The sequence below is a fragment of the Bradyrhizobium sp. Ai1a-2 genome (assembly GCF_000426245.1).
In the GTDB taxonomy this organism is placed as follows: Bacteria; Pseudomonadota; Alphaproteobacteria; order Rhizobiales; family Xanthobacteraceae; genus Bradyrhizobium.
The window spans coordinates 16,749-29,973 of sequence record NZ_AUEZ01000065.1; the positions used below are offsets into that span (position 1 = coordinate 16,749).

The following is a 13,225-nucleotide window of genomic DNA, read 5'->3' on the forward strand; positions in this document are numbered from 1 at the left end:
CAATTAAACCGCCCAAATTAACAGATTCCAGCTTAATTGATTTACATAAATTAATGACAGAGTATAAATTCCCATGCATCGTAAAGCGGTTCGACTGTTTATTTCTATCGATGATTGTGGAGCCATCTACTACCGAGCCGTGTCCACGGCTGCTCCTCCAAATGATCGAAAGCTGAAGTCGGACTGCATGTTGCCGCGGATGCCGTGGCGGCAGGCTGTCTGATGCTGCAACTCTACTGAGGCCTGGTCGAAGCGAGAAGCGAGCGAGACCGAAATTAGATAGCAACAGTTATAGCAACAGTTTATGGAGCGCCGAATGAACCTCCAGACCATTGCGACCCGGATTGCTCGGGGAGACCTCTCTTATGCGCTCGGAAGGTTCAAGACGGTCCGATCCGCCTACAGCGGCGTGCGGCATCTGGCAGAAAGTTTTGGAGGCACGGCCGTCTCTGACGCCGACGAACGTACGACGCTATTTCTCGACACCGACATTTCTCGCGTCGTGCAGACCATTCGTGAAGAAGCCGTCTTTATCGGCTTGCAACTCCCGCCTGACATAGTCGCCGAGATCGAGGCGTTTGCCAGGTCTGAACCGCTTCACGCCATCTTCGATCCGACCGGTCCCACATTCCAATATGGCGACGTGGTCCGGGGCAAATGCGTCGATGGAAGATCGGTGCCGGTCGGAGGTCTTCGCGAGCCCTCGCGATGCCCTGCCGTGCAGGCCGTCGTCAATGATCCCGTGCTTCGCGCCATTGTGCGGGGCTATCTGGGGCACGAGCCGCGTCGGGTGATGACCATCCTCGATTGGAGCTTCGCGTCGGACTTCTCCGACGAAGCGCGCCGAAAGATGAGGCATCACGTCATCGACTACCATTATGACGTCGGCGGGTTCAACTTCGTGTATGCGAGCTTCTACATCACTGATACCGACCGCCATTCTGGTGCGCATTGCATGATGAAGCGATCGCACAATCGCAAGCCGCTTCGCATGCTGCTCGGCTCGGCGACGGCGAGCGAAGCAGATGTGCGGCAGCAATTCGGTATCGAGAACGAAATTGTCATTGAAGGGCCTGCAGGCCTCGGCTTCGTGCAGGATACGTCCTGCTATCACCGCGCAACGCCGCCCACCCAAGGCGACAGACTGATGCTCGCCGTTCGATTCATCAATTGAACGAAGCGGTCGCACGGGTCGACGATCCGAAGCGGCGCGCTCAACGACAGACGCGGCGACCCTGCTGCTGCGAACACACGGACGTCCCGGGCGGCGGCGGCTGTGGAGGTTGGATCGGCGCGATCGTTGGCCCCGTCATCGCACATACCGTCATTGGGCAATTTGGCGGAAGAAGCTCGCCGGGATTGGTGCAGATCGGCTGCATCCGTCCGTTGATGCACTGACACTCGCACCTCGCCCACACCTCTGCCGGCACGACCAGGCCAACAACCAAGATCGCCAGAAAACGCCTCATCTGGAATCCCGTTCTTCGCTGGAGGCGCAGCCTGTCAGTTCGGCTGATCGATCCCCGTCGAGCATGGCCCCGGGGCTATTCGTCCTGACTTGAACTCCCCGAGGTGATGCTGGTTCGGAGCGCAAATTTGCGCTCAGGAAGTAGGGTCAGGTCGCCCGCGCTGCGGGCCGCGAGCCATGGGCCCGAAATATGATTCCCCGGAACAGGGAACCCAGGGGTTTCGGCCCCCCGGAAAGCATCGCGTTATGTCTCGATAGCGCCAACGTTAGGGTTCAGCCCTGGTGAGGCTGACCATGATAGCCTGCCCGACCCTTTCCAAGCGGACAGCGACATAACTAATTGAAATAACTAGAATTATTTCAGAATCGCCAATATTATTCGGCTGAGTCGCGTGTTAGAGGTCAGATGTTATCCACAACGTAATCAGCCGCAGGGCTGCCAATGCCGGCGCACAGTCAGGTGTCCCCTGAATCTGCCGCTTGCGGCTCGCCCGCGCGTCGGGCATATCGGCGCTACTGGAGACGTGGCCGAGTGGCTGAAGGCGGCGGTTTGCTAAACCGTTATAGGCTTGTAAAGGCCTATCGAGGGTTCGAATCCCTCCGTCTCCGCCAGCAATCTTTTCAATGACTTAGCTGGCTTTTGGGAATTTCACGACCTCAGGCACTGTGCCGTCTGTGCCGGCCTCTTTCCCAAGGTGTGGGTGAAGTTTTTTCGCACGCGCACGGCGAACGTCCTTGGAAACGTGCCGATAGCGCAGCGTGGTCTGGATTGACTTATGTCCAAGTAATTCCTTGGCCATTTGGATGTCTTGCTCTTCGTTCACCGTGCGCGTCGCGGTTGTATGGCGTACGGCGTGGAGCGGACGCTTCACCTCGTACCCACACTTTTTCACCGCCGCGCGCACATGGTTGTAGAGTTGTTGATAAGTTGGCAGTCTGTTCTCGCGGATGAGAACACGCAGTTTGTCGGCGTTCGCCTCGCCGATATAGACCTCGCGTGGGTCCTCATTTTTGATGTCCTCAGGATCATCAAGCGACACAAAGCCGTCTTCAATTTGCTCTGGTCGCGCGTTGAGAAGCTCGCCCACGCGCATGCCGCCTTGGGACAGCACTTCGACTAGGAAGGCGTCCACATCGTGCCCCTCGGCCTTTAGAACGCCAATGACGGCCTGTTCCATCGTCTTGGTGTAGGTGGCCTGTTTCTTCTTGGCCTCCTTGCGCCAGGGCAGGCTCGGGGCGCGCTCGATGTATTCCTTCTGCTCGGCGTAGGTCATCACCGAGGACAGCGCCGTCAGGTAGCGGTTGATGGTGCTGTCGGCCAGCAAGCTGCCCACGGCTTGGCCTCGGCGCTTGGCGAGGTTCTTAACCACCTTCTCAGCCTCGCCATAGGTGACGTGCTCGATGGGAAGGTCGCCGAACGACTTCAGGTCCATCAGGAACTGCAGCCGGCTCAGCACAGTCGGGTCCTTGCCGTTGGCCCAGGTACCCTCAGGGCCGCCCGCGTCCTTCAACTCCTGCGCCACGCTCTTGAACGTGTTGCCCGAGATTTCCCCGCTCGCGCGTGGGGGCTCCTCGCCAGTCTCGCGTATGTAGGCCTCGTGGCCCTTGGCCGCGCGCTTGGTGTCGAAGGCGCGCTTGGGAAAGCCCGACCCCTTCACCTCTCCAATCCAACGGCCAGTAAGCCGGCCGTCCCGCTTTTCAGCGTATGCCATAGCGATGCGCCTCCGCGCGCTCTTGAAGCAGGTCGTCGATTTCCTCGCGAACCATGTGATCCAACCAAGGGTCAGTCGTGCCGCCGTAGGACGACTTGTAAGCAACATGCTTCAGGAATGCCTTGCTTGCCCCGTGGAAGCGCCGCGACAGCGCGTCCCAAATGTTCACGTACCCGTCAGGTCAGCGCGTTCGCTACCCATGTCCACTCCGTTGCCATCAACACCGGCACCGAGAGCGCGGACCACATCCACGGTATGAACTTCACCAGCCAGGGAATGAACGCGAGCAACCCGCACTCGCACGTGCAGCAGGGCAATACGCTCTACTTTGGCGGCGGCGTAGGCATTCCTGGCGGTGGTGCATTCAGCATAGGACCTGTTCCTGGCTCCGTTACCAACACTACGGACATCAACCATGGTCATCAGATCATCGGAAGCACGGCCGGCATCAGCAACACGCATTTCCACGCAGTGAACGGCAATACGGCAGCTACAGGCGATACCGAGACGCGGCCGATAAGCGCTTCCGCCTTCGTGGGCGCGAGGTCTCCTCTGGGCCGCTTGTGACGCGAAGTAGCGCGCCACTGCCGGCCTCAAGGAAGGGCGTGCGTTGTGGCGTGATCTTCGTCACGACGTCGGTAATGTCCTCACCGGTCCACTCGGTGCGGACCTCAAAGTTCTGCTTCAGCAGCTCCTCGATCCTCAACAGAGCGTCGAGCGTCTGCTGCTGGATGTTGCGGAGGTGAACCATTTGTGCGCCGCGACCAGGTTGACGACGCCGGAGCGGCCGCTGGCCCAGTAGAGACCGCGCTCGAACAGCACGTCCGAGATCGCGGTCGCGTCCACCGGAATGGCCGTCTCCAGATCGATATGTCCCTGAAACATTCTCGTAGCTCCCCTTTTTATTGTTGGCCGCCTCTCCCCCGAGCGCGGCCCCCGTCCACTTCAACGCCTTGCTTCCCCAACGCCGTTTGCCGGCTTGTTGGGGAGATCATGCCGGCCAAATTTGAAAAGCAGTTTAAGTATCGCGATGAACGGCGTGTAAACGCGCGGGGCGCGGCGGGTTCCCAAAATCCGAGAAGTGCCTGCAGCACAATGGTTTATGGGCAATGGTGAAGTCTGGTTTACCCTGGCGGTTGGCGGAACGATAACCATCGCGCGCAAACGCCAACCGGACGCGGCAGAACCGCCGCCCGCCATATCGGCGGAAAACCAACCGGTCGTCATGTGAGGGAGATCGGGAAATAAAAAAAGCCGGCACCAAACGGCCGGCCATTGGAACGAGGGCGTCGGCGAACACGTCAGGATCAGATCTCACTATGGGCTTTGGCCCTGTGAAATTGCGGAGCCGAATAGAGGTCCGCACCGAACGAAGAAACCTTGTTCTTCTGCCGGACCGACTTCGAAGGGCGAGCCCTTAAGGCGATCCAGCCGTTTGACCTGATGTCTCGCCGACACCCTCTTTCGTCAACCGGATCCGCCTGAGTGGATTGCTTCAAGGAAGCAGATCGTCCGAGGGTCCGGGTGACGGGCCGGCATCAAGCTGCCGGCATCCTCTCTTGGGCGAGACTTACTTCTTCTTCTTCGCGACCTTCTTGGTCTTCTTCGCAGTCTTCTTCACTGCGCTCTTCGCCTTCTTCGCCTTCTTAGCTTTCTTCGCCATGTTGCCCTCCAATATCGTGAGATGGCTTTACTTCGCTGCGTGCACTCGGGAATCGAGATGCACTGCATCCCGAATACACCAACACATCAAAAAAAACAGCGTCCAGCTTAAGGAAGTGTTGATGTTACGGGGTGCGAAAAGTGCGTGTGCGCCAAGCACTAGCGCGACGTTGCGCCGATGCGATGACGCAGGAAATGCAGCACTGATCAGCATCGACATTCATCGATGATGCAGAAAGTGCCTGTGCCACAGGCGTTTCTTGAATCATCGTTTCTTCGCGCGCGATGTGGCGAAGAAGTCGGCGAGACTTACCAAGCGGGCTGAGAGCGCCTCGCGCGGGCGTCGGGACGCCAATTCCGGCAGCAAAAAAAATTTCGTGGGTAAGCCGTATCCGCGGCATCTCCGCCCTCCGAAACGGCCTTTTCGGACGAATCGCGGTCGGCCGATTCGGTTGAGCGATGATCCCGACGCGGTGATCGAAGGCGCGAGAAGCGAGCCGCGGACGCCCTCGCGCATCGCACAGAGTGCCTGTTGCGATGCCGTTCGCGTCCGCGAGCGATGCGTTCAGAGGCCGAGCTTCGACTTCAGGAGATCGTTCACGGCCTGCGGGTTGGCCTTGCCGCCCGACGACTTCATCACCTGTCCGACGAACCAGCCGATCATCTGCGGCTTCGCTTTCGCCTGCGCCACCTTGTCCGGATTGGCTGCGACGATGTCGTCGACCACCTTCTCGATGGCGCCGAGGTCGGTGACCTGCTTCATGCCGCGAGCTTCGACGAGCGCGCGCGGATCGCCGCCTTCCTGCCAGACGATCTCGAACAAATCTTTGGCGATCTTGCCGGAAATCGTCCCCTCGCCGATCAGATCGATGATCGCGGCAAGCTGCTCGGAGGAAACGGGCGAGCCCGTAATGTCCCGGCCTTCCTTGTTGAGGCGACCGAACAGCTCGTTGATCACCCAGTTGGCCGTGAGCTTGCCGTCGCGTGCACGGTCGGCGAGGCGGGCAAGCACCGCCTCATAGAACTCCGCGCTCTCGCGCTCGGCGACCAGCACACCGGCGTCGTAAGGCGACAGCGCCAGGTCGGCGATGAAGCGCGCCTTCTTCTGGTCGGGCAGTTCGGGCAGCTCCGTCTTCAACTCGTCGACCAACGCCTGGCTGAACTCCAGCGGCAGCAGGTCAGGGTCGGGGAAATAACGATAGTCGTGCGCCTCCTCCTTGGAGCGCATCGAGCGCGTTTCGCCCTTGCCGGGATCGAACAGCCGCGTCTCCTGGTCGATGCTGCCGCCATCTTCGAGGATCTCGATCTGGCGCCGCGCCTCATACTCGATCGCCTGGCCGATGAAGTTGATCGAGTTCATGTTCTTGATCTCGCAGCGGGTACCGAGCGGACCGCCGGGCCGGCGCACCGAGACGTTGACGTCGGCGCGCAAATTGCCCTTCTCCATGTCGCCGTCGCAGGTGCCGAGATAGCGCAGGATCGAGCGCAGCTTGGTGACGTAGGCCTTGGCCTGCTCGGCATCGCGGATGTCGGGTTTGGAGACGATCTCCATCAACGCGACGCCGGAACGGTTCAGGTCGACATAGGACATCGTCGGCGACTGGTCGTGCAGCAACTTTCCGGCGTCCTGCTCAAGATGCAGCCGCTCGATGCCGATAGTGACGCTGCGGCCGCCATCGAGCTCGACCACCACCTCGCCCTCCCCCACGATCGGCGACTTGTACTGGCTGATCTGGTAGCCCTGTGGCAGGTCGGGATAGAAATAGTTCTTGCGGTCGAACACCGAGCGCAGGTTGATCCTGGCATTCAGCCCGAGCCCGGTGCGCACCGCCTGCCGCACGCATTCCTCGTTGATCACGGGCAGCATGCCCGGCATCGCCGCGTCGACCAGCGACACATGGCTGTTCGGTTCGCCGCCGAACGCAGTCGAGGCGCCCGAGAACAGCTTTGAATTGGAGACGACCTGGGCATGGATCTCCATGCCGATCACCGTCTCCCAGTCGCCGGTCGCGCCCTTGATGAGCTTGTGTGATGTGACAGGTGCGTTCATTGGTCTCGGTTTCCGGACAATATTGATATCTGGGACGGCTTTGGGCTTCGCGCAACGGACCGCGCCAGTCAAGCCGGAGCGCATGATCCGGAAAAGATCATGCTCGAACAACGGGTTTTGAGCGGTCAAAGCCCGCGTCGAAACGCCTGGTAGGACGCGCTCAGGCGGAGCGCGTCGGCGCCGCCCGCGATCAAGAGGTCAACCTGTTCCGGCGGCAATGCGAACCGCGTCGGGATCGCGTTCAGGATGCCCGCGCGCTGCTCGCCCAACTGATCGAAGCCGAGCCGCTCGACATAGATCTGGACATCACCGCATTGCCAGTTGCCGCCGACGCCAAGGCGGGCGCGATCCGCCGCCGACAGTCCGCACCGCCAGCGCTTCAGCTTGCCGGACCAATCGGTGGCAAGCCCCGAGAATGCCGCGTAGCTCGAGCGCACACTGGCATCGATGGCGGTATCGGCCGCCGCCGCGACCAGCTCCACGCCGCTCGGGCCTTCGATGCGCTGCGCGAAATTGCCGGATATGCCGCGCCCGGCATCGACCACCATGAACAGGATCCGCCGGAGCTTCACCGCCTGCCGCTCCGTTAACGGCTGGTACGGCCGCTCCGCCGCCAACAGTCCGATGCTGAGACCGGACAGGCCGAAATTGTCGACGAGCCCGCCGTCCAGCAGCTTCACGTAACGCATGGAGCCGTCGCGGTACCGGGCATTGGCTTCCGCAAACGAGCGCAGCAATGGCTGCGCGTTCGGATCGCGCCGCACGCGCTCGAGCCAGGCCGGCAGCGGCTTCGAGCAGCCGCCGGGATAGGTCTCCAGCACGATCGGCGCGAACGCCAGCGGCACCGCGGCCGATGCGGCAACCGCTTCAGACACGCGATAGGAGCGGATATCGCTGCACAGCGCATCAAAGGCGGTCTTGCCGAACACGAACGGCGTGCGGTTGTAGATATCGGAGGCGTTGATCCAGACCTTCGGCCGCCTGTCGTCGGGCAGCGCATCGAACCGCGCGCCGTCGAACACGTTCTGGTCCAGCCATTCGGTGAACTGGCTGTTGTTGACGCCGCCGGCGAGCGCACGGCCGATGTTGCCGAGCGAGACATTGGTCTTCAGCCCCTCCTCCGCATTGCGCAGCAAGAAGCGTTCGCGGAAATCGTCGAGCGCGGCGCGCCTCTTCAGACCGAAATAGGCGGCGGTGATCGAGCCGCCGGACACGCCGGAGACGAAGTCGACGCGATCGAGCAGCGTTTTCCCCTGGCCGGAGCCACCGTGAGAGCGATCGAGCTCCTTGAGCACGCCGAACGAAAAGGCCGCCGCGCGGGTGCCGCCGCCGGAGAATGACAGCGCGACCAGCACATCGTCATTATAGCTTGGGATGTCACGCCCGACACTGCTATCGGCGAGCGCGTTGGCAAGCGGCACATTGCTCGGCAGGTTGTAGACGGTTGCGCATCCAGCGAGCGCCACCGCAAAACTGGCTGCCAGCATCGTCGACAGCCACGCCCCTATGCCCGATCTACGCACACGAACTCTCTTTCGCAGGCCCCCGCCACGCGTCCAGTAAGCCTATCGCGAGCAATCTGGGCGCCCGCGTGGCGCGCATAGACGAAGCCAATGTCCATCTGAGTGAGTTGAAGCGCGGTCAAGTAAAGAAACCGCGTCAAAATGAACCACGAAAACCTTCACAACTTGGGGAGGTTAGAGCGTTTTCGAGCAAACAATCTAGAGCAGGGCGGAGACGATCCGCTCCCATTCGGCGTCGAGCCCATCCTTGGCTACCGGCTGGCCCGCCTGGCGGTACCAATAGCCGGCATTGCCGAGATCGCCTTCGACCCGGTGCAGATAGGCGTGCACCCAGGCGGCCTCCGCAGTGCTCTCGTCCTGCACGATATGGTGCGCCTTGTCCCAATCGCCTTTCGCCGCCCACCACAACGCCGCCAGCGGCGGCGACAGCGAAGGCTGCGGCGCGGCGTCCTTAAGGCTGGCGCGGAAATCCGCCATCTCACCACCACCTCGGCGGCGTGAAGCGTCCGGCCGCCTGCTCGATCACTTCGCCGAGCGAGAACAGCGTCTCTTCATCAAAGGCGCGCCCGATCAGTTGCAGGCCGAGCGGCAAGCCCTGCGCATCCTTGCCCGCGGGGACCGCGATGCCGGGCAGGCCTGCCATGTTCACGGTCACCGTGAAGATGTCGTTGAGATACATCTCGACCGGATCGGCGCCGCCCTTTTCGCCGACGCCGAACGCTGCCGACGGCGTTGCCGGCGTGAGGATCGCGTTCACGCCCTTGGCGAAGCAGTCCTCGAAATCCTTCTTGATCAGCGTCCGCACCTTCTGCGCGCGCAGGTAATAGGCGTCGTAATAGCCGGCCGAGAGCACATAGGTGCCGATCATGACGCGGCGCCGCACCTCGTCGCCAAAGCCTTCGGCGCGGGTGTCCTCATACATCTCGCCGATACTGCGGCCGGGCACACGCAGGCCGTATCGAACGCCGTCGTAGCGCGCCAGGTTCGACGACGCTTCCGCCGGCGCCACGATGTAGTACGCCGGCAGCGCGTATTTGGTGTGCGGCAGCGACACCTCGACCAGCTCGGCGCCGGCGGCCTTCAACCATGCCGCGCCTTCACTCCAGAGCTTCTCGATCTCGGCCGGCATGCCATCGAGGCGATATTCCTTGGGGATGCCGATCTTCATCCCCTTCACCGACTTGCCGATCGCGGCCTCATAGTCGGGCACGCCGATATCGACCGAGGTGGTGTCCTTGGGATCGTGCCCCGCCATCGAGCGCATCAGGATCGCGGAATCGCGCACGGTGCGCGCGATCGGGCCGGCCTGGTCGAGCGAGGACGCGAATGCGACAATGCCCCAGCGCGAGCAGCGGCCATAAGTCGGCTTCACGCCGACGGTTGCCGTGAACGCTGCCGGCTGGCGGATCGAGCCGCCGGTGTCGGTCGCGGTCGCGCCCATGCAGAGCAGCGCGGCAACCGCGGATGCCGAGCCGCCCGAGGAGCCGCCCGGCACCAGATGCGTGTTGGAGCCCTCGCGCCGCCACGGATTGACCACCGGACCGAAGCAGGAGGTCTCGTTCGACGAGCCCATCGCGAACTCGTCGTTATTGAGCTTGCCGAGCAGGATCGCGCCGTCGCGCCAGAGCTGCGAGGTCACGGTCGATTCATAAGGCGGCACGAAATTGCCGAGGATCTTCGAGCACGCGGTGGTGCGGATGTCGCGCGTGGCGAACAGGTCCTTGATGCCGAGCGGGATGCCCGCCAGCGGCCCGCCAGCGCCCCTGCCGATCTGCTCGTCGGCGGCCTTCGCCATCTCGCGCGCGCGGCCCGGCGTCTCCAGCACATAGGCGTTGAGCACGCGCGCCGCCTCGATCGCGGCAAGATGCGCATCGGTGAGCTCGCGCGCGGTGAAGGATTTGCTCGCCAGGCCCTCGCGGGCCTCGGCGATCGTCAGCGATGTCAAATCGGTCATTTATTGATCGGGCTGCAGAAGAACGGAGACAGGGTCTTGTCGTCGGCGGGATCGTCCTTTTTGGCGCGCGTCCTGTCGGCAGCCTCGAGCTGATCCAGCACGGTTTGCATCACCGCGTTCGGATCGGCGGCCTTGCCCTGCCGCTCCATCGCGTCGAGATAGTTCATGTAGGCCTGATAGGCCTTTTCATCGTCGCAGAGCAGACACATCGGACTTCCCGCAAAACAAGAGAGAGGAACTTACTCGACGACCTTCGGCACCAGGAAGAAGTGATTCTCGGTGGCCGGCGCATTGCGGACGATATCGTCCGGAATCTCGCCGTCATTGACCACGTCAGCGCGCTTCTTCATCTCCATCGGTGTCACCGAGGTCATCGGTTCGACGCCCTCGACATTCACCTCCGAAAGCTGCTCGACGAAAGCGAGTATAGCGTTCAGCTCGCCCTGCAGATGGGGAACTTCAGCTTCGGAGACCGCGATCCGCGCAAGTTGCGCGATGCGGCGGACGGTCATGGCGTCGACTGACATTATATAGGGCCTTTGGGCAGCAAGATCAGCCCGCCGTATAGCAGACGCCGGTTTTGCGCCGCAACCGCGGCCGGCGCCCGATCAGCCCGCCAATTTGCCCATCCGCGCCAGTGCCTCGCTGGCCAATGCCCGGGTCAGCTCCGCCGCCGGCATTTCGCGGCCCAATGGCAGCGCCTGCCCGGCCCACATATTGGTGAAATCGACCCTGCCGAGTTTTTCGGCAGCCACCTTCAGCGGCGCCAGCGCGGTTGCAGCATGCGGAAAGGCCGGCGCATCCTGCGAGATCGGCCCGATCTCGGACATCACGCGATTGGCGACCCCGCGCGCCGGCCGCCCCGTCATCACATTGGTGATCACGGTGGAATCGTCCCTCGCCTGCGCCAGCGTGGCACGCGCCGCCGGGCCCACCCTGGACTCCGGGCAGCGCAGATAGGCGCTGCCGATCTGCACGCCGGAGGCGCCCAGCGCGAACGCCGCCGCGATCCCGCGCCCGTCCGCGATGCCGCCGGCCGCGATCACCGGCACCTTCACCGCATCGACCACCTGCGGCACCAGCGCGAAGATGCCGGGCTGCTCGGCAATATTCTCGGTCAGGAACATGCCGCGATGGCCGCCGGCTTCCGCACCCTGCGCGATGATGACATCGGCCCCGTGCTCCTCGAGCCAGACGGCCTCCTTCACGATGGTCGCCGACGACATCACGATCGCGCCGGCGTCCTTGACGCGCCTGAGCAGCCGTTCCGCCGGCAAGCCGAAATGGAAACTGACGACTTCCAGCTTCAATTCCTCGACCACTTCGCACATCGCTTCATCGAACGGCGCACGGTTGGCGGCGTTGACGGGCGCCGCGGGATCAAGCCCAAGCTCCTTGTAGTAACCTGCGAGCTGCGCCTTCCAGCCAGCCTCGCGCTGCGGATCCAGATCGTCCGGCTGGTGGCAGAAGAAGTTCATGTTGATCGGCGCCGAGATGCGCTGGCGGATGATGTTGACCTGCTCGCGCGCCTTCTCCGCCGAGATCATCGCGCAGGGCAACGAGCCGAGTGCGCCGCCTTGCGCGGCCGCGATCACGAGGTCTGCATCCATCACGCCGGCCATCGGCGCGAGCACGATCGGAAATTCGGTCTTGAACAGATCGACAATTCGGCGGTCCGGCCACATGATTCAGCTATTTCCCCATTTGCTCACTGCTAGGCCCTCTCCCACCTGCGCCCGGGGAGAGAAGGCTTCATCCGGCGCGGCTTGGATCCGCGCCGCCTTCTCCTACAAAGGAGAGGAAAAAGAATTGCGCTGCCCGCGCAGGATCTGTTCGGCCTCGCCCACGATCCTGCCAACGATTTCGCCCGCCGGCGGAATGTCGTGGATCAGCCCGACCGCCTCACCCGCGATGACGGCGGCCATGTCGAAATTGCCGGTGGCTCTGGCCTCGGCATATTCGGCGGCAACCGTCTTCACGTGCTGCATCAGTTCGACTTCGCGCCCCATCCATCGCCGCGCGTGATCATTGATGAGACAGCGCCCGGTGAAAGGCGCCGGCCAGACATTGTTGCGCGAGAGATCGAAGATGATGCTGCGTACGGTATTGCCGCTCTTGGCCGCACAGATGCGCCGCTTCGCCTCCTCCGCGCCGTCAGCCTCCTCGCTCGCATAGAAGCGGGTGCCGAGCAGCACGCCGGAGGCGCCGAGCGTCAACATCGCCGCCAGCCCGCGGCCATCGGCGATGCCGCCCGCAGCGGCGACAGGCACGCGACCGCTGGCAAGATCGACGATCGCAGGCACCACATCGAGCGTGGTGCGCGAAGCGCCGTGACCGCCCGCCTCTGTTCCCTGCGCGACAAGGATGTCGGCGCCCGCTTCCAGCGCCTGCCGCGCCATCTCCTCGTCCTGCACCTGGCAGATCAGAAGCGCACCGGCCGCCTTTATCTTTGGTGCAAACGGTTTCGGATCGCCGAATGACAGCATGATCGCGCGCGGACTTGCGGCAAGCGCGATATCCAACAGCTCCGGCTGCCTCGCCATGCTCCAGGTGATGAAGCCGATTCCGAACGGCGCGGTGCAAGATCCGAGCTTCGCCGTCTCGCGCTCCAGCCAAGCACGGTCACCATAGCCGCCGCCAAGGATGCCAAAGCCGCCGGCATCACTGACGGCTTTCGCAAGTCGCGCGCCTGCGACCAGATCCATCGGCGCCAACACAATCGGGTGACGGATGCCCAGAAGCGCGGTCAATGGTGTGTCGATCGGCATCGTTTCCCCCCGGTAATCTGGACAGTCAGATTAGGCAGCGGTAGCATTCTGTCGAAATGAATACTTGAGAACGCAACCATCTCAAATA

At 62.5% G+C, this 13,225-nt stretch carries 12 protein-coding genes and 1 tRNA gene; 3 read left to right on the forward strand and 10 right to left on the reverse strand.

Features of this window, described 5'->3' with window-relative positions; all coding sequences use genetic code 11:
- Positions 1 to 316 precede the first annotated feature (316 nt).
- Together K288_RS0131690 and K288_RS0131700 are read left to right on the forward strand one after the other, a co-directional pair.
- Complete coding sequence (locus K288_RS0131690) at positions 317 to 1,174, forward strand: hypothetical protein (RefSeq protein WP_027583162.1); 858 nt, start codon at positions 317 to 319, stop codon at positions 1,172 to 1,174.
- A gap of 812 nt (positions 1,175 to 1,986) precedes the next feature.
- Positions 1,987 to 2,080, forward strand: a tRNA-Ser gene (locus K288_RS0131700).
- A gap of 17 nt (positions 2,081 to 2,097) precedes the next feature.
- Here K288_RS0131700 and K288_RS0131705 read toward each other — a convergent pair.
- Complete coding sequence (locus K288_RS0131705) at positions 2,098 to 3,180, reverse strand: site-specific integrase (protein ID WP_160169029.1); 1,083 nt, start codon at positions 3,178 to 3,180, stop codon at positions 2,098 to 2,100.
- 126 nt (positions 3,181 to 3,306) lie between these two features.
- Here K288_RS0131705 and K288_RS52785 point away from each other — a divergent pair, with 126 nt between their 5' ends.
- Positions 3,307 to 3,747 carry a hypothetical protein gene (locus K288_RS52785; RefSeq protein WP_152535764.1) on the forward strand — a complete coding sequence of 147 codons (441 nt, stop codon included), beginning with the start codon at positions 3,307 to 3,309 and terminating at the stop codon, positions 3,745 to 3,747.
- A gap of 135 nt (positions 3,748 to 3,882) precedes the next feature.
- On the opposite strand, the gene K288_RS47155 is transcribed toward K288_RS52785, so the two are convergent.
- The 9 genes from K288_RS47155 to K288_RS0131770 all read right to left on the reverse strand — a co-directional run bounded on the left by K288_RS47155 (position 3,883) and on the right by K288_RS0131770 (position 13,137).
- Positions 3,883 to 4,065: a hypothetical protein gene (locus K288_RS47155; RefSeq protein ID WP_043161249.1), complete on the reverse strand. Its 183-nt coding sequence runs from the start codon at positions 4,063 to 4,065 to the stop codon at positions 3,883 to 3,885.
- Positions 4,066 to 5,407: 1,342 nt separating this feature from the next.
- On the reverse strand, positions 5,408 to 6,892 hold the full coding sequence (gatB, locus tag K288_RS0131735) for an Asp-tRNA(Asn)/Glu-tRNA(Gln) amidotransferase subunit GatB (protein WP_027583168.1): 1,485 nt from the start codon (positions 6,890 to 6,892) through the stop codon (positions 5,408 to 5,410).
- Positions 6,893 to 7,017: 125 nt separating this feature from the next.
- Positions 7,018 to 8,379, reverse strand: coding sequence for a patatin-like phospholipase family protein (locus K288_RS0131740; protein WP_027583169.1), 1,362 nt, complete (start codon positions 8,377 to 8,379; stop codon positions 7,018 to 7,020).
- 234 nt (positions 8,380 to 8,613) lie between these two features.
- Positions 8,614 to 8,892, reverse strand: coding sequence for a hypothetical protein (locus tag K288_RS0131745; protein ID WP_027583170.1), 279 nt, complete (start codon positions 8,890 to 8,892; stop codon positions 8,614 to 8,616).
- Between the two features lies 1 nt (position 8,893).
- The gene (gatA, locus tag K288_RS0131750; RefSeq protein ID WP_027583171.1) at positions 8,894 to 10,369 is read right to left on the reverse strand and encodes an Asp-tRNA(Asn)/Glu-tRNA(Gln) amidotransferase subunit GatA; all 1,476 of its coding nucleotides are present in this window, start codon (positions 10,367 to 10,369) and stop codon (positions 8,894 to 8,896) included.
- A complete protein-coding gene (locus K288_RS0131755) occupies positions 10,366 to 10,578 on the reverse strand; it encodes a hypothetical protein (protein WP_027583172.1) in 213 nt (70 codons plus the stop codon). Before K288_RS0131755 ends, gatA begins: the two co-directional genes overlap by 4 nt.
- A 30-nt stretch (positions 10,579 to 10,608) precedes the next feature.
- The gene (gene gatC, locus K288_RS0131760; protein WP_027583173.1) at positions 10,609 to 10,896 is read right to left on the reverse strand and encodes an Asp-tRNA(Asn)/Glu-tRNA(Gln) amidotransferase subunit GatC; all 288 of its coding nucleotides are present in this window, start codon (positions 10,894 to 10,896) and stop codon (positions 10,609 to 10,611) included.
- Between the two features lie 81 nt (positions 10,897 to 10,977).
- Complete coding sequence (locus K288_RS0131765) at positions 10,978 to 12,054, reverse strand: nitronate monooxygenase (RefSeq protein ID WP_027583174.1); 1,077 nt, start codon at positions 12,052 to 12,054, stop codon at positions 10,978 to 10,980.
- Positions 12,055 to 12,156: 102 nt separating this feature from the next.
- Positions 12,157 to 13,137 (reverse strand): nitronate monooxygenase, encoded by a 981-nt coding sequence (locus tag K288_RS0131770; RefSeq protein WP_027583175.1) that lies wholly within the window; start codon positions 13,135 to 13,137, stop codon positions 12,157 to 12,159.
- Between the last annotated feature and the right edge of the window lie 88 nt (positions 13,138 to 13,225).